This window comes from Prolixibacteraceae bacterium, from assembly GCA_019720755.1.
GTDB classification, from domain to species: Bacteria; Bacteroidota; Bacteroidia; order Bacteroidales; family Prolixibacteraceae; genus Halosquirtibacter; species Halosquirtibacter laminarini.
The window spans coordinates 3,608,455-3,631,750 of the sequence record CP081303.1 but is presented as its reverse complement, the minus strand read 5'-3'; the positions used below and the strand labels follow the sequence as shown (position 1 = coordinate 3,631,750).

The 23,296-nt window shown below is 35.9% G+C and carries 15 protein-coding genes and 2 tRNA genes; 7 read left to right on the top strand and 10 right to left on the bottom strand.

The window, feature by feature from the left end; genetic code table 11:
- The first annotated feature begins 112 nt into the window (after nucleotides 1-112).
- Both K4L44_14400 and K4L44_14395 read left to right on the top strand, forming a co-directional pair.
- Nucleotides 113-185: transfer RNA gene (locus K4L44_14400), tRNA-Gln, on the top strand.
- Between the two features lie 137 nt (nucleotides 186-322).
- A tRNA-Gln gene (locus K4L44_14395) sits at nucleotides 323-395 on the top strand.
- A 123-nt stretch (nucleotides 396-518) separates the two neighbouring features.
- Here the strand turns inward: K4L44_14395 and K4L44_14390 are convergent.
- On the bottom strand, nucleotides 519-1,283 hold the full coding sequence (locus K4L44_14390; protein QZE13739.1) for a hypothetical protein: 765 nt from the start codon (nucleotides 1,281-1,283) through the stop codon (nucleotides 519-521).
- Nucleotides 1,284-1,448: 165 nt separating this feature from the next.
- Entirely contained in the window at nucleotides 1,449-2,561 is a 1,113-nt protein-coding gene (locus K4L44_14385) for a carboxypeptidase-like regulatory domain-containing protein (GenBank protein ID QZE13738.1), read from the bottom strand.
- 428 nt (nucleotides 2,562-2,989) lie between these two features.
- Between K4L44_14385 and K4L44_14380 the strand changes: the two genes are divergently transcribed.
- From K4L44_14380 to K4L44_14370, 3 genes are all read left to right on the top strand, one after another.
- Entirely contained in the window at nucleotides 2,990-4,294 is a 1,305-nt protein-coding gene (locus tag K4L44_14380; protein ID QZE13737.1) for an NCS2 family permease, read from the top strand.
- Between the two features lie 726 nt (nucleotides 4,295-5,020).
- Nucleotides 5,021-5,482 (top strand): hypothetical protein, encoded by a 462-nt coding sequence (locus K4L44_14375; GenBank protein QZE13736.1) that lies wholly within the window; start codon nucleotides 5,021-5,023, stop codon nucleotides 5,480-5,482.
- Between the two features lie 938 nt (nucleotides 5,483-6,420).
- Nucleotides 6,421-6,792: a PEGA domain-containing protein gene (locus tag K4L44_14370; GenBank protein ID QZE13735.1), complete on the top strand. Its 372-nt coding sequence runs from the start codon at nucleotides 6,421-6,423 to the stop codon at nucleotides 6,790-6,792.
- Between the two features lie 468 nt (nucleotides 6,793-7,260).
- On the opposite strand, the gene K4L44_14365 is transcribed toward K4L44_14370, so the two are convergent.
- The 3 genes from K4L44_14365 to K4L44_14355 all read right to left on the bottom strand — a co-directional run bounded on the left by K4L44_14365 (nucleotide 7,261) and on the right by K4L44_14355 (nucleotide 14,810).
- Nucleotides 7,261-8,670: a glutamate synthase subunit beta gene (locus K4L44_14365; GenBank protein QZE13734.1), complete on the bottom strand. Its 1,410-nt coding sequence runs from the start codon at nucleotides 8,668-8,670 to the stop codon at nucleotides 7,261-7,263.
- A 49-nt stretch (nucleotides 8,671-8,719) separates the two neighbouring features.
- Entirely contained in the window at nucleotides 8,720-13,237 is a 4,518-nt protein-coding gene (gene gltB, locus K4L44_14360; protein ID QZE13733.1) for a glutamate synthase large subunit, read from the bottom strand.
- 445 nt (nucleotides 13,238-13,682) lie between these two features.
- Entirely contained in the window at nucleotides 13,683-14,810 is a 1,128-nt protein-coding gene (locus K4L44_14355) for a hypothetical protein (protein QZE13732.1), read from the bottom strand.
- Nucleotides 14,811-15,091: 281 nt separating this feature from the next.
- On the opposite strand from K4L44_14355, the gene cdd reads away from it, so the two are divergent.
- Entirely contained in the window at nucleotides 15,092-15,580 is a 489-nt protein-coding gene (gene cdd, locus K4L44_14350; GenBank protein ID QZE13731.1) for a cytidine deaminase, read from the top strand.
- On the opposite strand, the gene K4L44_14345 is transcribed toward cdd, so the two are convergent.
- On the bottom strand, nucleotides 15,577-16,257 hold the full coding sequence (locus tag K4L44_14345) for an RNA pseudouridine synthase (protein QZE13730.1): 681 nt from the start codon (nucleotides 16,255-16,257) through the stop codon (nucleotides 15,577-15,579). The genes cdd and K4L44_14345 overlap by 4 nt on opposite strands.
- Before the next feature lie 77 nt (nucleotides 16,258-16,334).
- Nucleotides 16,335-17,150, bottom strand: coding sequence for a 3-methyl-2-oxobutanoate hydroxymethyltransferase (gene panB / locus K4L44_14340; protein ID QZE13729.1), 816 nt, complete (start codon nucleotides 17,148-17,150; stop codon nucleotides 16,335-16,337).
- 358 nt (nucleotides 17,151-17,508) lie between these two features.
- On the opposite strand from panB, the gene dnaK reads away from it, so the two are divergent.
- Nucleotides 17,509-19,407: a molecular chaperone DnaK gene (dnaK, locus tag K4L44_14335; GenBank protein QZE13728.1), complete on the top strand. Its 1,899-nt coding sequence runs from the start codon at nucleotides 17,509-17,511 to the stop codon at nucleotides 19,405-19,407.
- 401 nt (nucleotides 19,408-19,808) lie between these two features.
- On the opposite strand, the gene K4L44_14330 is transcribed toward dnaK, so the two are convergent.
- From K4L44_14330 to K4L44_14320, 3 genes are all read right to left on the bottom strand, one after another.
- Complete coding sequence (locus tag K4L44_14330) at nucleotides 19,809-20,924, bottom strand: hypothetical protein (protein QZE13727.1); 1,116 nt, start codon at nucleotides 20,922-20,924, stop codon at nucleotides 19,809-19,811.
- 188 nt (nucleotides 20,925-21,112) lie between these two features.
- Entirely contained in the window at nucleotides 21,113-22,225 is a 1,113-nt protein-coding gene (locus K4L44_14325; protein QZE13726.1) for a hypothetical protein, read from the bottom strand.
- An 83-nt stretch (nucleotides 22,226-22,308) separates the two neighbouring features.
- Entirely contained in the window at nucleotides 22,309-23,250 is a 942-nt protein-coding gene (locus K4L44_14320; GenBank protein QZE13725.1) for a hypothetical protein, read from the bottom strand.
- Between the last annotated feature and the right edge of the window lie 46 nt (nucleotides 23,251-23,296).

Sequence of the window (23,296 nt, the reverse complement as noted above, 5' to 3'; positions counted from 1 at the left end):
CACAAAGATAGCCTTATGATCTTTTTTCGCTACTTTTTTATTCAATTGTTTGCATAATAAAAAAAAGAGCGTACATTTGCACCCGTCTTAAACAAATTAGACATTTAAAGATTGACCCATGGTGTAATTGGCAACACATCTGATTTTGGTTCAGAAGAGTCCAGGTTCGAGCCCTGGTGGGTCAACAATAAAGCTCTTATTTTATTGTTGATTTTTTTATTGAATCCCATTGAATGGGAATTATTTAAATATTTATTTGGATAATATTAAAAGAGATTTTATATTTGTATTGTCTTAATTAAAGAGACAATTCCATGAAGATTGACCCATGGTGTAATTGGCAACACATCTGATTTTGGTTCAGAAGAGTCCAGGTTCGAGCCCTGGTGGGTCAACATTAAAAAGCTACCTTAAGATAAGGTGGCTTTTTTTGATATATTATATTCAACGAATAGGATGTGACAATTGGAATCTAATTCTTGGATGACAAGGTATAAATCAACAAATATCTCTTCTTCTTAAAGTTCGTCTATTTCTCCTTCTGTGTTCATATTAGATAATAGCTTATTTGTCACTTCGTAATTAAAGTGTCTACGAATAGTGGAGGTGTGTTTAGGACTATATATATAGTGCTCTTCTAATATTCGCTCGTTGATGGTATTGTAATAGAAATTTCTACAAGAGATAACTTTACCTTCTTCATTATAGGTTGTCTCGCTCGTAAGTACCCCATCTGTATAATCGTATTTTATTTGATTGGTGTGATCTGTTAAAATAAAATCTATTTTTTTCTTTGTTCGTTTTCCTTCATGATCATAGGTGTATGCTGACTCTTTCGTTATCTTTTTATCTTTAATAACTTGTTGTTTGATTAATAGTCCATCCTGGTCATAAAAGAAACGAACCGTTCTGTTTTTGGTTAAAACTAAGCTATTGACGATCTTCTCCGTAACATGGTTTCTTTTGTCGTATTCATAGATTATCATCTCTTTTACAACAAAATGTTTTTGATGGCTATTTTTCTTGAAGTAGGTGATAATGTCTTGAATGTTTCCATCTAAATTATAGTAATATAACTTGTAGTGGATCAGCTCGTTTGATTTATCGTAGGTGTTGGAACGAATAAGCAATCCATCGTTATTGTAGTCGTTAAATGCCTTGGTTTGCTTCGTTTGGTTGTTTTGGTCTATGGAGACCGTAACCGACTTTAATCTAGAATATTCAGGTCCTGTTGATCTGCTATTAATAGGTGCGTACTTACATGATACCAAAATCGGCATCATGAGACAAAGTATTGAAATGAGATGTATTACATTCTTATTCCTCATAGATAATATCAAAATTGTCGATTATGCTACAAATATAGTAAACATTTTTACATGTGTATTGTATAATATTAACAATTTCAGGGGCATCATTTGCTGTTAACAAATGATGTCTAGTACCTCTTATTTCCAGTTGTAAAAGTATTTGTTTAGTGTTTTTGATTTTGGTCTAAGAGTAATGTTTGTAATCGTAAGATTGGTTCTTGTTTCAGAACTTCTTTCTTCTTCTATATGCTGAGAGTATTGAATCGAGTTTAAGAAATAGTGGCCACCTTCCTTTGAATAGTTTGTTGCCACGTAGTAACGAATTGGACTATTGTTTTGCTCTTTTGTAAAGTGTCTCATTGATATCGGTGAATGATTCATTGCTTTGACCCACACTTCATTCTTAATGATGGTAGTATCCTTCATATTGATGTATACTTTTCCTTTGTAGTCTTTAGCATACGGATCTAATGTCACTTCAAAATTTGGTTCTGGCAGCTCGTATTCGATAATCCATACTGGGTTGTTGTTGAGTGTCGTTTTGTTGTTGAGCATTAATTTAAACTCTTTCGTGAAATTTGGGTTGAAGACCCCTCTTTTCCATTTCGCAAAATCAAACTGAATAAGATCATTGACAAAAATAGCTCGATGATTTATTTGTCTGTTTTTAGGTTTGTTAAAAGAGATATTAGAGACTTTAAATCCATAGTTTTTATACAAGATTGTATCCGAAATATTTTTATATCCTAAGAGGTCGGTGTATTCAATATTTCCTTCATGACTGAAAAGACTTGTACTATCTTTTTGGGCATACTCGTAGCGTGCATCTAAACTATAAGGTTCTTGGATAAAGTATTTACTCGTGTTTTTTGCTGCTGTTCGTAGAATACGATATACAACTAGAGATTGAGCTTGGATATCTACACCACTAATGGAAATAGTCTGTTTTTTTAAAGTAACTTTTAATATAGCACCTGTTTTTAGTTTGTTCCATGGAATTTTAATGTTGAAGTAGCCAATAGCCGAGACAATCATATCTTTTTGTTGTGCGTCTTTGGGTACATTAAATTCAAATTTTCCATTTATATCACTAGCAGCTCCAGTGGTGGTACCTAACATTCCTAGGTTTGCATAAGGGATTGGTTCTTCAGTTTTCTGATTTACTACAGTTCCTTTAATTGTAATTTGTTCTTGCGCTAGTGCAGGAAGTACAAATATTATTAGTGTCAAAAGTGTGATGAATCTCTGCATTTTACTCTACTGTTTAGTAACGTAACTGATAATATAATTTTGATAAATTTACAAAGAGTCGATGAAAGTAAAAAAAGAAAATGGATGGTATCCCAATTTAATTTCAACTTACTATATGTGGCATCTATTCAACATCGTATAAATAGAGATTGTTTTAATGTTGATTTGATTTTTTGTAATTTATGTTATTTCTTTTTTTTTGTGCTTTTGCATTAAGGCATGGGATGCGACGAATCTCTCACGTTCATCCTAAGCGCTTGTTCTTCTTTATTGCGAAATGTATTCATTAAAATATTTACAATAGATGTTACTAAATTGATATTTTACTCTAATATCCCATTATAAAATGCTACTTTTGCCGAAATTTTTTATTTTAAAATCTAAAGAGGGGGAAAGTTTACAACTGCCACTTTAAAATCTAACAGAAAATGCTTGAGACACTCTTTAAGCTTAAAGAAAACGGGACAAGCGTAAGAAACGAGATTCTTGCGGGATTAACAACTTTCATGACCATGGCCTACATCCTGTCGGTAGCGCCTAGCATGTTGTCGGCAACAGGGATGGACAAAGGAGCGCTGTTCACTTCTACTGTTCTGACTTCTGTGATTGGAACATTATTAATGGCTCTTATAGCAAACTTACCTTATGCACTTGCCCCAGGAATGGGTACCACTGCGTTTTTTGCCTTTACTGTATGTATTGGTATGGGCTATAGTTGGGAAGTCGCTTTAACTGCGATATTCTTAGAAGGAATTTTCTTTATTATTTTGACACTTATTAATGTTCGAGAAAAGATTATTGGAGCGATACCTCTCGCTGTAAGACAAGGGATTACAGTAGGTGTTGGTATGTTTATCACTCTTATTGGACTAAAAGGAGCTGGTATTGTTGTGGATAGTAAAGCGACCTTAGTGAATTTAGGGGATCTTACTGAACCGTCTGCAATCATTGCCATTTTGGGAATTATCGTCACCGGTGCGATGTATTATAAGAAAGTTCCAGGATCAATTTTGATTGGAATGGTTCTCTGTACAATCATTGGTCTGCCTTTAGGTGTCACTAAAGTTCCTCACAATTGGGACTTCTCGATCCCATCTATCGCACCCATTGCTTTTCATCTAGATTTTAGTTGGATTGGTAGTCTTGATAAAACATTAGATATACTTGTTGTCCTATTTGCATTTTTATTTATCGATATGTTTGACACAATCGGAACCCTTGTTGGAGTTTCAAATAGTGCAAATATGGTAGATGAAAATGGAGAAATACGAAATCTTAAAAAGGGATTAACTGCTGACTCTATTGCAACAGTATGTGGATCTTTACTCGGTGTTTCAACCGTCACTACCGTTTCGGAGAGTGCTGCGGGTATTGCAGAGGGTGGTAGAACTGGTTTGACATCTATCGTTACAGCAACCTTCCTATTAGTTGCACTTCTTCTTTCACCACTTTTTCTAATGGTGCCTGCTGCAGCTACAACTCCAGCACTATTTGTTGTTGGCGTGATGATGATGGGAGAGATGTCTAAGATTAATTTTAAAGACTTTACTGAGGCCGTCCCTGCTTATTTTACTTTTATGTTGATGCCACTAACCTACTCTATCGTAAATGGTATTATGCTTGGGGTGATCTCATATGTATTTATCAAGTTGTTTACAGGAAGACAGAAGGAGACTACTATTTCAATGTGGGTTCTAGCATTTGTCTTTATTCTAAAGATTATATTCACATAGAAAAAATATCATAAACTTATTTATCTAGAGGTGAGCCGTGTTTTCGTTGGAAAGCCGGCTCATCTCTATTTCATTAAAAAGGATTGTAGACTGAAGACTTGTGAACTCAGTAAAATATGTGGCTGTATGCGCATACTACTTATACATGACTTATGAAAGGTGTGTAAATCGTTACGAATCTTGTATTTCTATCCTTATCTCAAGAGAATATGATTGTGGTTTCACTCCTTAAATCGTATTGTTTTCAGTGCTCTTTTTAATGTGGTTTCATTCTACCTTCCCGTACCCTTCGTTTACCCTTTAGTTACCCTTTAGTTACTCTAGGGGTAACCAAAGGGTAAAGAAGGGGTAACGAATCCCTAAATGATCTAAGGAACAGACTAGGGAGCTATAGATATTTAAAAGAGATCTAAAATATTTGATGACATTGCAAGAAGAAGTATAATCTTGTATAACAGTAGATAACATCATTAAAACATATCATTACAGACTATTATTAAAAAGGCCTATACTTTTCAATGAAAACATCATAAAAATTGATAGCCAGAGACCATACAACTGCATAGAAAGCCTAAGCTTTTGACTATTCACGGCCTTACTTCCAAGATAGGAACAAATCTATTTCAATCTACTACCTAACAATAGGGATCAATTTACAATTCAGACTCGACTTGTTATTTTTGTTTTATTAACTACGATTGTATTATATTAAATAATCACATTTCTATGATAAAGAATTGCATTTTAATCGTACTATTGTCTCTTTCCATGCTGTCATTGGCAACAGAGAAAAAGAAAGACATTGGTACTGAAAATATTGTTAAGTTGATGTTACTACGGGATCCATCGATTGGGGTGGAGAGAAAATTAGGATTAAGAGATGTCGTAGAACTGAAAGCTTTGATGAATTACAGTTACTCCTACAGTGCGTGGTATCTGTTTCCTGAGATACAAACAGGGTATCGATATTACTATAATATCTTGAGAAGAGAACATCAGGAAAAACGAAGTAAGTTAAATAGTGCAGACTTCTTTTTATGCAACGTAGGCTATCGATTTCAGAATATCCTTTCTGCCAGTGATGGGGTTGTGATAGACCATAGACTCTTAAGTGATCCTTATCGCATATCTTGTGTTTGCCAGTGGGGAATACGAAGAGTTTATCATCGGTTTAGCTTCGAGTTCTGAGCAGGAGTACAGAATCAATGGTATTTTACAGATTTAAATAAAATTTATAACAAGGGGTTCTCTTCTAAGTTGGACCTACAAATTGGATTCACATTGCCCAAATAGTAAGAGGCATATTTTACTCCTTCCGAATCTAAATGGACATTCATGTTGTTTAGATTATAAGAATTTTAAAGCAAACAATAAAATCTCTTTTCCCAGATAAAGCATTTTATAGACCTCAGTAAGATTACCGTTTCTAGTCTTATATGAGGTCTATGATTTGAATAAACTCTATACGTATTTAATGGGTTGAGTTTTCAAAAAAATGATGAAAAAGATCTATAACTAGTTTCATCCATTACAATTCACTATCATATCATTACAGGGAGAATAATCGAGATCTATAATAAAGAGCACTTTTAATAAAAAAATGGTGCTGAACATTGTGCACTTCTATTCTTCTCCATCATATCTATGAAGTCTATTGTAAGATTCTCATCACATTGTTTATCTTATACAACTTAAGGTCTTAAATCAATCTGATGACAAGTTTCTATTTAACCATTAAAGTCCGTTCTAATTAAAATTACAGCAATCCTATCATTCTTAAAACAAAATAATTATCTAAAAATTACCATCACACTAATCCATTCTAAGGTAAAGACAAGAGGCTTATATAGATCTACAGCTAATTCGTGTTTTTCAAACATTTGTTTTATTACATACAGAACAACTATTTCCATAAAGTAGAATATCGTTTTTCACATATAAATCAATCCGAGTTTACTGAATATCAAATTTTTTCAAGATCATACTCCATATAATGGGTAGAATATCTATTTGTAAAATGATAAATACACCAAATTAACACTTTGATGCAATTTGTTATATTTATATGTTAATAATTGCTATTATTTTTATATTTGCACCTTATTTAACTTTTAATATCTAAAATCATGAAATTAATTAAGATCTTGGTAGTTTTTCTATTGTTAAACTCTCTATCATCGTGTGCACTTCTATTCAACGGAAGCAAACAAACCATTAACATCTCATCTCTAACAGATGGATCTAAGATTTATGTAGATGGAAATTTGGTAGGGGAAAATAATGCAGTTACAAAAGTAACAAGAAGAACAGGACATACAATTACAGTAAAAAAGGAAGGATACAAGTCTGAAAACATGCTTATAAAATCACATGTTCAAGCTGGATGGGTTGTCTTTGATGTATGTCTAAACTGGTTTGCATTCTTAACAGATCCAACAACAGGAGCATGGAAGAAATTTGAGAATAGCAATATCTGTGTTGATCTTGAAAAAAAATAGTCTAAATGATTATTCTCATACAAGGGCTCTCTAAAAATAGAGGACTTTGTATGTAAATTAGAGTATGGTTCCTCAACCAATTCAAATATTCTATCATTATTTTACTTTTTATAGACCTCTAAAAGGGATCACTTATTGTGGCCTTTTATGAGGTCTATCACTTTATGGATTATGTTGCCAAGTAAAGTGCTCTTATTTTTAGTTTTCAGAAAAAATCCATATAGAATATATTGTCAAATTGATTCAATAATATTCTCATTCACCCTGTTTTGTGAAAATTAAAGAATATACATGATAGAGCACTTCGCATAATTTTTGGATAATATGATTGAAAACAAAAATTACAGAACAGATCATGATTTAATATCCATTTTCTTACGATAAATCATCAACAAAAAGGGTTGTCAAAAATAATTTTGACAACCCTTTATATGGAAATATAAATTAGAAGTAAAAGTGCTTAGTTAGTTATTTGAAAAAGGCATCGATCTTCTCGGCTGCATCTCTTCCACTTCTCATCGCTTTCACCACAAGAGAAGCACCAGTGGTAACATCTCCAGCAGCAAATATTTTGTTTACATTCGTAATGTTCTCTTCTGTCAACACGTTCCCTCTTGGGTCATAATCCACCATAAGAGAGTCTAATAAGCCTTCTTGCACAGGACTCACAAATCCCATTGATAAAAACACTAGGTCTACATCTATAATTTCAGTAGTTCCTTCGACCTCAATAGGAGTCATACGACCATTTACACTTTGCCATTCAATTTGAACAACCTCCACTTGTTTGATCACACCTTGTTCTCCAATAAATCTTTTGGTAGACAAACTCCAACGTCTCTCACACCCCTCTTTATGAGAACTAGAGGTTCTCAAAACGTTAGGCCAATAAGGCCAAGGGTTATTCTCTGTTCTACTCTCTGATAGTTTAGGCATGATCTCGATCTGCATTACCGATTGGGCCTTTTGACGAATAGATGTACCCACACAATCCGATCCAGTGTCTCCACCTCCAATGACCAATACCTTTTTATCTTTAGCCGAAATCTGGGTTGTATTAAGTGACTCAACTCCTACCACTTTATTTTGTTGGGAAAGAAAGTCCATCGCAAAATGTACTCCATCCAGGTCACGGCCTTCCACAACAAGATCTCTAGGTTTCATTGCGCCACATGCTAGCAATATGGCATCAAAATCACGATTCAGATCTTCTTTACTGATATCGACACCAACATGCGTATTTGGCTTGAAATGAATTCCTTCCGCTTTCAATACTGAAAGTCTGCGATCAATCACTTTCTTATTCAGTTTAAAGTCAGGGATTCCATATCTCAACAGACCACCTAGTTTGCTATCTTTTTCAAAGATTGTCACTTCATGTCCCGCTTGGTTCAGCCAATAAGCCGAAGTAAGACCTGCAGGACCAGAACCGATCACTGCTACTTTTTTTCCAGAACGAAAAGAGGGCTTCTTCGGAATCACATAGCCTTCATCAAAAGCACGTTCTACGACCGACGCTTCATTTTCACGAATCGTTACAGCCTCATCATGAATCGCAAGGACACAAGACTTCTCACACAATGCAGGACATACTCGGCCCGTAAATTCAGGAAAAGGATTGGTAGAAGTCAAGATATCATAAGCATCTTGATGTTTCCCTTTATAGATAGCATCTTGCCACTCAGGCATTTTGCTACCAACAGGACATGCCCAGTGACAAAAAGGCACACCACAATCCATACAACGTGAAGCTTGCAGCTTGCGATCCTTCGCATCTAGTGTCTGCTCCACTTCACCATAATCATATATTCTTTCAAGGACAGGACGATATCCTCCCTCTTTTCTCTCTATTTCAATAAAACCTTTTGGATTTCCCATGATCACTTTAATTTAAATTCGTTTCACCCACCATTTCAACAACCCTACACTACTCGTGTCTAGAAGGATCATCTTCTGTTAACTGAAGCTTTCGATTCAGTTCAGCAAGCTTCATCTCATTTAAAACTTTCTTATATTCTAATGGAATCACTTTGACAAATTTTGGCAAATGTTCATCCCAATTAGACAATATTTTCGCAGCTAAAGCACTATGTGTATGAGTCATATGATTACTGATCATCTCCTGCAGTTCATTGATATCTGTACGATCATCCAATGAACTTAACTCCACAAGTCCTTTATTACAGAAGTATTCAAAATCACCATTTACATCATACACGTAAGCGATTCCTCCACTCATACCTGCACCAAAGTTCTTCCCTGTTTCACCAAGTACTACTACACGACCTCCAGTCATATATTCACAGCAGTGATCCCCACTACCCTCAACAACAGCAGTAGCACCAGAGTTACGAACGGCAAAACGTTCTCCTGCAACTCCTTTGATATATACTTCACCACTTGTTGCACCATAAAGGGTTGTATTACCAACAATAATATTATTTTCAGGAACGAAAGTAGAAGCCGAAGGTGGTACCACAATAATACGTCCTCCAGAAAGTCCCTTACCTAAGTAGTCATTAGAATCTCCCTGTAGACGGAAAGTAATTCCTTTGGCTAAGAAAGCCCCAAAACTTTGACCTGCAGAACCATGGAAAATAGAGTGTATTGTATTGTCAGGCAAACCCTCTTCCCCATATTTTTTAGACACCTCCCCTGAGATGAGTGCACCTACAGTTCTGTCTGTATTTTTAATAGGTAAATCAAACCACACATTGTGCTTGTTCTTAATCGCATTACCAGCATTCTTCAACATATGCGTGTCTATCAATTGAGAGTAGTCTCTATCCATCATATGTGTATTATGGATATCGAACTCTTGAGACTCTGCAGGAACATGAATCAATTTAGAAAGGTCGATGCCATCCATCTTCCAATTCTTCACCGTATCGTTTACTTCAAGAAGATCTGCACGACCTACAATGTCATCAAATGTTTTGAATCCTAGTTCAGCCAATATCTCACGAATCTCTTGTGCAATAAAAGTAAAAAAGTTGATGACATTCTGAGACTTACCTAAGAATCTCTTTCTTAACTCTTCACTTTGTGTTGCGATACCTGCAGGGCAAGTGTTCAAGTGACACTTACGCATCATCACACAACCTAAGACGATAAGCGCAGAGGTAGAGAAACCAAACTCTTCAGCTCCTAAAAGGGCTAACTTTACGACATCCGTACCATTCTTAAGCTGTCCATCTGCTTGAAGCTTTACACGACCTCTTAGGTTATTCATCACCAAAGTCTGTTGCGTTTCAGCAATTCCCATCTCCACAGGAAGACCTGCATGCTTAATAGAACTCATTGGAGAAGCACCAGTACCTCCATCCGAACCACTAATTACGATTAGATCGGAATGTGCCTTAGATACCCCAGCAGCAATCGTACCAACTCCCACTTCCGACACAAGCTTCACAGATATTTTAGCCTGAGGGTTCACACACTTCAGGTCATAAATCAACTGAGAAAGATCCTCAATAGAGTAGATATCATGATGGGGAGGAGGAGAGATCAACGTAATTCCTGGAGTTGAATTTCGAGTTTTGGCAATAATTTTATTCACTTTAAAGCCAGGAAGCTGACCTCCTTCTCCTGGTTTTGCACCCTGTGCAACCTTGATTTGTAGTTCATCGGCATTCACAAGGTAGTTATTGGTCACCCCAAAACGTCCCGATGCAATCTGCTTAATAGAACTACGAGTATTTTTACCAAAGCGAGCAGGATCTTCCCCACCTTCACCGGTATTACTTCTACCACCAATTGCATTCATGGCAATAGCCAATGCTTCATGAGCCTCTTTTGAGATAGAACCATACGACATGGCTCCCGTCACAAAACGTTTTAGAATATTTTCTACCGGTTCCACTTCGTTTATATCAATAGGATTCTTTTTCCATTTCAATAAACCTCTAATGAATGCAGGCTTTGAGTTCTCTTCATCTACTAGTTTACTATACTTTTTATACATTGTATAGTCATTAACCTTTGTAGACCACTGAAGGAGTCCCATTGTTTGGGGATTCCATGCATGATGTTCCCCATCTTGACGATAAGAAAACACCCCACTGCTTTTCGGTTTAAAAGAGTCTTGTGTATTTTCAAAAGCATTATCATGAAAATGAACTGCTTCTTTATATATCTCACTATACGAAACCCCACCAATACGAGATGGTGTTCCTTTAAAATATTTGTCCACGATCTCATCTGAAATACCTACTGCTTCAAACAGTTGGGCTCCATGGTAAGACCTAAGAGTAGAGATACCCATCTTTGAAAGAACTTTTAATAGTCCTGCATCAATCGATTTGATATAATTTTTTCTAGCCTCAGCATAATCTTTATTAAGCTCTCCTGATGACACCATCTCATTGATAGATGCAAAAGACAGGTATGGGTTGATCGCACTAGCACCATATCCAACAAGTAGTGCAAAATGCATTACCTCTCGTGGTTCAGCACTCTCTACAATCAATCCAACTTGCATTCTTTTCTTCTTCTCTATCAAATAGTGATGAACGGCAGACGTGGCAAGCAAAGATGGGATTGGAGCCATCTCTGGGCTAATATGTCTATCGGAAAGAATAATAAAGTTTTTATTCTTATCGACAGCCTCTTCAGCCTTTTGTAGCATCAAATCGATTGCTTTACTAAGCCCTTCTACCCCTTCTGCTTTTGGAAATACCATAGGTATGATGGCATGGGTAAAAGAGTCATGCTTTAAGTCTTTGATCTTACCAAGGTCTGTATTGGTAATAATCGGACTATCAAACTTAACTAGTTTACAGTGATCTGGAGTATCATCAAGAATATTGGTACTCAAAGCACCAATATAATTTGTAAGCGACATCACTAATCCTTCACGAATTGGGTCGATAGGGGGATTAGTTACCTGAGCAAACAACTGTCTAAAATAAGAAAATAGACGTTGTGGTTTATCAGAGAAAACAGCAAATGGGACATCATTACCCATAGAACCTGTAGGTTCTTTTCCTGTTTCTGCCATTGGTTTTAACACTTGAGTTAAATCCTCTTTTGAGTAGCCAAAGGTCTTTGAATAGATAGGATACTCATTTCCCATACTAGAAGGTACACGTTGCTTTACCTCTAGTTGATCCATCATAAGGCGATTATCTTTCAACCAATTCACATAAGGATATCTACGAGATAGATCGGCTTTCACTTCATGGTCTGGAATAATAATTCCTAATTTTGTGTCCACTAGAAGAAGTTTTCCAGGACGTAAACGACCTTTCTCTTTTACCTCCTCTGCATCAAATGTCTGCACTCCAACTTCAGATCCCATCACAATCATGTCGTTCTTGGTAATCACATATCGAGAAGGACGAAGACCATTTCTATCTAAGGTACCACCAATATAACGACCATCCGAGAAAACAATCGAAGCGGGTCCATCCCAAGGCTCCATCAACGTTGAGTGGTATTCATAAAAACCTTTCAAACTCTCAGGAATAGGATTCTTTTTGTTGAAAGACTCAGGAATTAACATACACATAGAGTGAGGCAGACTGCGCCCAGTCATATGTAAAAATTCCAATGTATTATCAAGAGAAGCAGAATCAGACTTTCCTTGCTCTATAACAGGATAAAGCTTCTGGATATCTTCACCAAAGACTTCTGATTTAAAAAGACTTTCTCGAGCTCCCATCCATAATCTATTTCCTTTCACTGTATTGATCTCCCCATTGTGAGCCATCATACGAAAAGGTTGAGCCAAATCCCATGTTGGGAAAGTGTTGGTACTGAAACGACTATGAACTAAAGCAATAGCACTCTTAAAATCAGGATCTTTAAGATCTAAAAAGTAATCTCTTAATTGGTCTGGTGTTAACATCCCTTTATAGATAATCACCTTCGTAGAGAGACTACAAACATAAAATGCCTCCGCCTCAGCAAGTGTTGATTTTCTAATCTCATCTTCTGCTTGCTTTCTTACAAGATAAAGCTTTCTCTCTATGACATCTTGTTCGAAGTTACCAGTATAAAACACCTGTTTGATCTGCGGCTCTGTTCGTAATGCAATCTCTCCAACACAACTACTATCCACAGGTACATTTCGCCATGACAGAAGAGACAACCCTTCAGCCTTTGCATAACGATCCATAACATCACAACATAATGTAGCCTCCTCTTCATTATTAGGAAGAAAGATAAGGCCTGTTCCGTATGTTCCTACATTTTGGGATGTTAGTAAACCTTTTGAGATATAGTAACTATGTGGAACTTGAAGGAGAATTCCTGCACCATCGCCCGTTTGATTATCTGAACTTGTCGCACCACGGTGATCCATGTTACGAAGAACAACCAAACCTCGTTTAACAATATCATGGGAGGGTTGACCTTTAATGTGGGCAACAAAACCAATTCCACATGCGTCATGTTCATGGACAGAATCATAAAGACCCTGAGCTTTCGGAAATCTTCTCTGCATAATTATATAGTATTTTACTTGAATTTTGGAAAACGTAACTTATTCATGATAATCATTTTCTTGGAAGTGATATACAAATCGGGAACCTTACAATCAATAACTAATAAGGCTATTTTACCATGAATATGTAAGCAAATATACATATTAGACAGATTATTTCAAACACAATCCTGTATCAAAGTGATAATATGCACAGAACACCCCAACCTTAGACTATAATAACTATCATTAAATCAGATAGTTATAACAACATTAAATTATTGTTAACAAAAAGAATAAAATACTTACAAATAGTCAGAATAAACATCTAATTTATGACACATATACTCGATAATTAAACAAAAAGGAGAAAAAAACAAAAATGGGTTTCGAAATAAAAGATACATACTTTCATTTCGAAACCCATTATGAAATTAGCAAGAAGACAGTAAAAATATAGAAAGGTCTACTTTTTTCTATTTTTATGTTTTTCAGACCAACGACCAGAAAGAAAACCCATAGCAAAAGGAACAACTAGGATAACGATAAAAAATAGTATTACATAGATTAAGACAGAAGAGACCATATCTTCAACACTAGACATTGCCTGTTTGGTTACATTGACTGCCATATCATCGATCCTTTGATATGCGATTTCTCTTTCCCGAGCAATCAATTGATCCATATTGAATCGCTCGCGCGCGATGAGTGAATCTACAGCAACACGCTCATGATGAATAAGGGTCAGTGTGTTTCCCCACTGCCTATCAATACGTACCAATAGTGGAGATACATTTTGAATGAGATGCTGCATCTCTTCATGAAATTGATCAGGTGTTTGTTGCACTAGTGTATTAAATCGATCAAATTGAATTTGAATAGAATCTAATGTCGCTTGAACATTCACAGAATCGACACCTGCTTTTAGTGCTAATAGTTTTGATTCCATTCGTAGTTTATCTGTGACAGCCCCACTCTTAAATGTAATTCTATTGTTCATATCGGACATTACTTGAGGAAGTGTTCCTGTGGTATGAATAAACGCAGTGTCTGGAATCTGCTCAGACTGCAGATAAGCATCCAATGGACTAGATTTATCAAGTTCAATTGATGTCATCTTATGCTCTTTTATATAGGCAGAGACAAAATTAAGTTTCTGTTTATAATCGGCTCTTCTTAATGTACTCTTTGAGAATTCACAAAAACCACGATAGAGAGAGTCTAATTTCATATTATGATTTATTCCATCATATTTCAGTCTGTCTGAAGACAACAGTTCATCCACTTGACCTATAAATATCCATGTGTCCACTAAAGCATAGATAGGAGGATTTTGATACATTGAGGACTCTATTCCAGAGAGAAAATTAAGTTTTAATCTTATCAGAGACTGCTTTTCTTGAATGGAATTTGTGGCATATAACAGAGAATCACAATGGTTATTAAACAATTCGATCGAGGTAACCCCTTGTCGTTGTAATAACTCTCGAATGTTCACTTCATAATTAGTTAAGGGTACTTGTTCTGTTTCAATTTTAAGGAGAGAACATCCAGAAACAAGCAACATAAAAAACAATATAAAACTGTACTTCATTATACGAAAATTGAAATAATAATATGCGAATTAGATTACGCATACAATATATATGCCATAACTTAATCATAGGGGCTACTAATTACAACATACTTCTATAAGATTCAGTTCAAGAAAATGAAAGCTTTTTAGCTAAGTTGACAATACTCACCATTTTATTGCAAAATATGATGTAATATCACGGTTCCGTAAGAATTTGAAGTAGTTTTGTCGGGGCAATCATATAATAATTAATTTTAACGACAATAAAATAACATTACAGGATAAACCCACGTCATTTTATGAAGATAGCAGAAAAAAAACTACAATATAAAATATATTGCAACATAGAGGAGTTACCAGATAGTTATAAAGCACTAGTGCTTCGCGCAAGAGAAGAGACACAGAAATCATATGCACCCTATTCTCAATTTAGAGTAGGCGCAGCTTTACTTCTAGAAAATGGCGCAGTTTTTGGCGGAAACAACCAAGAAAATGCAGCTTATCCTTCTGGATTATGTGCAGAACGAACAGCCCTTTTTTATGCACAAAGTCAACACCCAGATGTTGCGGTTAATGTCATTGCTATCTCCGCGTTCTTTAGAAACAACTTAACACAAGAGACCATTAAACCATGTGGTGCATGCTGTCAAGTACTATCAGAGGTCGAAAAACGAAGTAAAAACATCATGACAGTCATCTTAGATGGACAAGATCAGATTGAGGTTATTGAGGGAGTAAATAATCTACTCCCATTTAGATTCTCAGGGGAAGAACTAAAAAATATTTAGCTCCTTGTTTCAAAATAGTTCCAAACAGGATCCTCAGGAGTTGGAGCGATAATCGTTGTTGGTTCTTTTGTAACAGGATGAGCAAAATGGAGCTTGCGAGCATGAAGATGGATTCCTCCACTCTCATTAGAACGAGAAGCTCCATATTTCAAATCTCCTTTTATGTGTAATCCGATAGCTGCCAATTGGGCACGTATCTGATGGTGTCTTCCTGTATGTAGCTCCACCTCTAACAAGAAATATTTTTGGGATGCATCCAGATAACGATAAGTCAAAGAAGCCTTTTTGGAATCTGTTCGATTATTAGGATAAGCATATGATTTGTTCTGCTTGGTATTTCTTACCATATAGTGCTCCAAAGTGGCTTCAAGGACTTTGGGTTTCTTATCTACAACAACCCAATAAGTCTTTTGAATATCCGCTTTACTTTGGAACATCTTATTCAGACGCGTTAATGCTTTCGATGTCTTTGAAAGAAGTAGAACCCCGGAAGTAGGTCTATCTAAACGATGAGGCAAACCAAGATATACATTACCAGGCTTATTATCACGTTTCTTAATAAATTCTTTCATTTCATCAGTGATTGGCGTATCACCCGTTTGATCTCCTTGAACGATAGCACCAGAAGGTTTGTTTATCGCAATAAGATGATTGTCTTCTAATAGAATTGGATACATAAGACTAAAATAAAAGAACAATCAAATCTTTGATGATCTGATTGTCCTTAATTTATACCATGCATAACATGGATATATTAATACTGTTCTCTTTCGTTTGGAAAATCAACGGCTTTCACATCATTTACATAATTTCCAACAGCACCAATAATCTCAGCACCCAAATTGTGATAACGACGTAAGAACCTTGGAGAGAACTCTTGAGTGATCCCAAGCATATCGTGGACAACTAATACTTGACCATCCACGTCACTACCCGCTCCAATACCAATTACTGGTATTTTCACTTCAGCAGCAACCTTTGCAGCCAAAGATGCAGGAATCTTCTCCAGTACAATCGCATAACAACCAGCTTCTTCTAGTAGCTTTGCATCAGCAAGAAGTTTGCTTGCTTCCTCATCCTGCTTCGCACGAACAGTATAAGTACCATATTTATGAATAGACTGAGGCATCAATCCTAAGTGTCCCATCACAGGAATTCCTGCGCATAGAATACGTTTTACAGATTCAATAACCTCTTCTCCACCTTCCATCTTCACAGAATCAGCATGAGTCTCTTTCATAATACGAATAGCAGAAGAGAGAGCCTCCTTCGAATTTCCTTGATATGATCCAAAAGGAAGGTCAACCACTACATGAGCACGGTTCACTGCTTTTACGACAGAACTACCATGGTAGATCATTTGATTAAGAGTAATTGGAAGTGTTGTTTCGTTACCTGCCATCACATTGGAAGCAGAGTCCCCAACCAAAATAACATCGATTCCAGCTTGATCAACTAACTTTGCAATACTATAATCATATGCTGTAAGCATCGCAATCTTTTCCCCTTTAAGCTTCATTTCTGAAAGCACATGGGTTGTAACCTTTTTTATCTCTTTATGTACAGACATTACCTATATTTTTGATTATAGAGCCACAAAATTATGAAATAAGATTTTATTAATCATCATAAAAAGAGTGATAATATCTTGGCAGAAGTTAGAGATAGCTGACACAATGCCGCAAGAGTAGTAAGATAAGTCATTTTGACATCTAAAAATAGGCCGACATTTGGACTCTTTCATTTTTTTCTGCCAATATTACATATTCTAAGGGGAAATTATTTTTGGCACACCATTTGATATTTATCCTATCGAATGCAATAATGTAGAATGACATCGCAAAAACATATAGCATTCAAATTAAATATAAAGGTTTTGGTATTTTACTGAACCGTATTGGTTAGAAACAAATTAAAAAATAAATATAATGGGAAAGATTATTGGTATTGACTTAGGAACAACAAACTCTTGTGTTTCTGTAATGGAAGGTAACGAACCAGTTGTAATCATCAACAACGAAGGTAAAAGAACTACACCATCTGTAATTGCATTTGTAGAGAATGGAGAAAGAAAGATCGGTGATCCAGCAAAACGTCAAGCAATCACTAATCCTGAGAAAACTATCTTCTCTATCAAGCGTTTCATGGGTGAGACTTTTGATCAAGTTGCAAAAGAGATCAATCGCGTACCTTACAACGTAGTAAAAGGAGACAATAACACTCCTCGCGTGGTAATCGATGACCGTAAATATTCTCCACAAGAGATTTCGGCTATTACGCTTCAGAAAATGAAGAAAACTGCAGAAGACTACCTAGGACAAGAGGTTAGTGAAGCAGTAATTACAGTTCCAGCATATTTCAATGATGCACAGCGTCAAGCAACTAAAGAGGCAGGAGAAATTGCAGGATTGAAAGTAAGACGTATCATCAACGAGCCTACTGCAGCAGCACTTGCATACGGTATGGATAAAAAAGATGAGGATAGAAAGATTGCGGTTTTCGACCTTGGTGGTGGAACATTCGATATCTCAGTCCTTGAGCTTGGTGATGGTGTATTCGAAGTAAAATCTACTGATGGTGATACACACCTTGGTGGAGATGATTTTGATGATGTGATCATTAACTGGTTGGCTGATGAGTTTCTAAAGGAGCACGGGGTAGATATCCGCAAAGATCCTATGGCTCACCAACGTCTGAAAGAAGCTGCTGAAAAAGCAAAAATTGAGTTGTCTAGTGGTACATCTACTGAGATCAACTTACCATATATATTCGTTGTAAATAATGTAACACAACACTTGGTAAGAACACTTACTCGTGCACAATTCGAGCAGTTGGCTGACAGCCTAATTCAAAGAACAATTGTTCCTTGTCAAAATGCATTGAAAAATGCAAACTTGAGTGCTTCTGATATTGATGAAGTAATTCTTGTTGGTGGATCTACTCGTATCCCAGCTATTCAAGAGAAAGTTCAGTCATTCTTCGGAAAGGCTCCATCTAAAGGGGTTAACCCTGATGAGGTAGTAGCTGTTGGTGCTGCAATCCAAGGTGGTGTATTGACTGGAGAGGTAAAAGATGTACTTCTATTAGACGTAATTCCTCTATCTCTTGGTATTGAGACGATGGGTGGAGTAATGACAAAATTGATCGAAGCAAATACAACCATTCCTACAAAGAAATCACAGGTATTCTCTACAGCAGCAGACAACCAGCCTGCAGTAGATATCCATGTTCTTCAAGGAGAGCGTTCAATGGCAAAAGATGACAAGACAATTGGACGTTTCCAATTGGCTGATATTCCACCAGCACGTCGTGGAGAGCCACAAATTGAAGTAACTTTCGATATTGACGCAAATGGTATCCTTAGTGTTTCAGCAAAAGATAAAGCAACAGGTAAAGAGCAGTCAATTAAGATTGAAGCTTCTTCTGGTCTAAGTGATGAGGAGATCCAAAGAATGAAGGATGAGGCTGAAGCAAATGCTGAAACAGATAAATTAGCAAAAGAGAAAATCGATAAAGTAAACCAAGCAGATAGTATGATTTTCCAAACGGAAAAACAACTAAAAGAGTTTGGTGATAAGATTCCTGCTGATAAAAAAGCGCCAATTGATGCTGCTCTAGAGAAATTGAAAGAGGCTCACAAAGCAGAGGATGTTGCAGCGATAGATGCAGCAACTGAGGAGTTAAATACTGTTTTCCAAGCAGCATCTCAAGACATGTATAATGCTGGGGCTGGTCAAGATCCTAATGCTGGGGCACAACAAGCGCAACCAAACCAAGGGGCACAAGATGACGAGGTAACAGACGTTGACTTTGAGGAGGTGAAGTAAGATACAGATCTTACAATAGTCTAACGACTATTTTAAATATACAAGGAGCGTAATTCTGTGAATTACGCTCCTTTTGTTATCATACATTTTTACTTGGAATTACGGGCACTTCTATGGATAAAAATCTTCCCTGCATTTACGAGGAGTAACATCTGTGGTTTAACTAGACTCCTACTTCAAGTTAGACAAAGTATTAGTATTGTCTTAAAGCCCATAGATCCCCTCATCAACAAAACTTTATGAAGATTTCGAAAGGCTCTCTTAAATAGACTTGTCAAGAATATTGATCTACTCCATATTATTATCCAATAAACACATTTAATTTGATATTATGCAATCACCTTCATACAATAGAGAGATGGAGATATAGCTCTTTTATTCTAAAAGACAATACAAGAAAACTACCATCCTTTGAGAAGATCGAAATTAACACATATTCCTGCCAAGATCTGGTATTTTGCATTATAGTGCTGACGAGAGTTATTTGCAGATCCTTCCGGAGCAGATACTGAGATATTACCATCAGAAGTATATCCACCCACTAGATGAAACCTAAAGTTTTTATTATCGAAAGGATAATATTGAAGTGCAAGCTCAATAGTATGTGCAGCTGTATTTACGATGGTCTGGCTTGTTCCATCCTCTAGCTCAATATCAAAAGATTCATCCCCAAAATCTACTTCATTATAAATATACTTTAAATAAGGCCTAAAATGACGACCATTGTAAGCAAGTTTGATAGGTACACTGGTATAGGTTGCATCAGTATAGAAGTTGGTCATATTCTTTACCCTTGCATAATCTGTATCGATAGCAATATCCCCAAATAGCCACTGTAATCCAAGGTTTACTGCATATGGAGTTCTAGAAACCTCGCTGTTTTGGATCGTAGTAAAACTCATATAGGTTAAAATCTTATCAGGCAAAATATGCCCATACCAATATATGTTATACTCCATATTTTGCTCATAATCGGGATTATCAGCATTGACCACTTGAAGCCCAAAAGACTGTTTTGTATTGGTGGTATACTGAAAAGTAGCACCCGTCTTATAAACACCTAGATTATTTCCAATCACACTATACATTGGAACATCACTAGGATTATACGACTGCTCTGCGGTACCTACATTTAAAAAGAAACGACCTAAACTGAAGAACCAATGTGCGTCGTTTGTCGTATAGGTTACATTAGCACATTGTATGTTTTCTAAAATACCATTATAGTTCAATTGGGTTGAATTATATACAGTTTGAAAATTAAATCCAACATTATTTGACAAAAGACCATTGATGCCAAAGATTAAGTTCGACATCTGAAACCTCTGTTGATCTTGAAACACTTTATAGTCCTCTTCATAATGGAGCTCGTTAAAATCTACTCTAGCATTCACAGGCATATAAAGGTTATCAAAAAAAAAGCTTTTATAATCTTTATTCTTTTCCAGACCATTCGCCATCATGGAGGTTCCCAATAGGTAAAATGTAAGAAATATAGTTACTAATATATTTTTCATAGGAAGAAACTTTTATATAAAACATTGGCACCTAAGTATTAAACAAAAACAAACAACTATTAGTTCGCCATCATAACGAAACGATTATTGCTTATTTGAAGTCGATTTGGATATTAAGAATGGCACAAAAAGTCATAAGGAAAACAACGAATACAATAGACCAAACACCACCGACTCATAACACTTTCTTAAGTTCGTGATTTCAAAAAGTCAAGCTTCAACTTAAGACCAGCCTGAATTTGATATTTTCCATAGTGTACACCTCTTGAATTGGAAGAAGCTAAATTTGGGATACTAGAAAGAATATCCTCTTCCGAAGTATACGCTCCAATAAGATAAAAACTTAGACACCCATCTTGCTTTGGATAAAACTGTAAACCAAGCAAATAAGTATGGCTTGAAAGATCATCTAATGCATCTAGAGAAGAAAGACTATTTTCCACATTAAAATTCAATCCATTAAAGTCAACCCTATTATAAATATACTTGACGTATGGACAAAAATGGTTTGTTTCGTATTGTAGTTTTATGGGAATACTGGCATACCGCACCCCCTTATAAAAGTTTGTCATATTCTTCAATTGTCGATAATCGGTATCTAAAACGAAATCATCGATATGCCATTGCAAACCAATATTCAGTGCATAAGGAAATCGGTCTAATTGCCCCTTTTGAACTGTAGAAACACTCATGTATGTCCGCAAAAGATCTGGAAAAATATCTCCTCTCCAATAGAGATTATACTCCATATACAGAACCGTATTATCATTATCGGCATTGACTATTTGAAAGCCAATATCCTGATGATCATTGGGAGTGTAAGCTATACTAGCTCCAGTTTTAAAGACCCCAATTGCACCTCCTACTAAACTATAAACAGCAACATCACTCCCACTATAATACTGTTCACAGGATCCAAATTTGACAATGTACCGACCTAAACAGAAACTCCATTTATGATTATTTGATCTTACAACAATATTCGCATTGGTAATGCTTTCCAGGATATCACTCTCATTTAAAGTAGTGGAGTTTAAAAGTGTTTCAAAATTAAACCCTATATTTTGATTCAGAGCCCCCTTTATGTCAAACTGAAAATTGGTATAATAAAACCGTTGTTTGTCTCTAAATCTACCGTAATCAATATCTCTGGATTCTTTAAGAAATTCAAAATTCACATCCAAAGGCATAGATAAATTCCTCTTAAAAAATGAGGGCGAACTTAACTCCTGAGCTTGTATAATTTTGAATATTTTTGGATAAAAGAAAGTCAAAAATAAACATACAAATATCTTTTTCATTGTCTCAAATTGAGGTATTACTCTAATGATATTTTTTATAGAATGGTATATAAATCACATCTTAGAATCGATATAATGTATGATTAATGAGAGTGCATTAAACGTTCAAAATCGACTTTTTTTGAGTCATAAATAACCCTAGCTGCACGAGAAAGATCATCTCTATTTTTAAGTATTGCATCAATAGCAAAAAGATAGAAATCATTATTTAATCGTAGTTTCTTCATCATTATAATTTCGTGAGGGTGTGACCTAACCCAATCTTTTCTTGCATAGATATTGATGTCCACTATCCCAGACGCACTTCTATTGGGTCTATCTATCAGAGAAAGCTCCATCAAACCAAACATGACACTAGGATACCATCCAGAAGCTACAAAATTCTTATTATTCTGATACAAACGCTCTATATCTGAAAGCAACTCTAGTTCAGAGCACTCTTTAATGATCATCTTCTCATCCAAAAAATTATTGATGTCTTTGGCTTGTTTTATGTGAAAATCCCAATTCTCTAACACAAAAATTGTGTCATTGAATGATTCTCGCTTGATATTTAGATCATTACAAGAAAGCACGCCACTATAATCCGGGACCACAAACCCCTCTCTTGCAGAAGTCGATATAGAAGTAACAAACTCAATATCAGGATTGGATTGCTCTACGGAATGCTCATTGTGGTATTCCCACACCATCATGGTCAGGTCTGCTTTATTGTCGACTAGTTCATTGATGGAATTCTTTGCTAGGTGAAAGGACCACTTCTTTCCGTGATCATTAAGTTCACAATTCATTACATTAGAAAAAACTACTGCATCTATAAGCTTGTCCACAGCAACACGAGTTCCTCCCACTAAAGGATCGCCATCAAATAGTTTGTTAAAATCTTTTGGAAAGGATTTTTTTTCTGAGACAACGTGCTTGTTATCGTCTTTGGTTTTATTGTTCTGAGGGCTCGAACAACAAATAAAGATCGAAAGAGAAAGTAATCCAAAGACTTGAATGGTTGATTTGAAAAAAGTGTTCATGATTATTATTCATTTTTCGCTAAATATAAGAGGAGTTTTCTAGTCA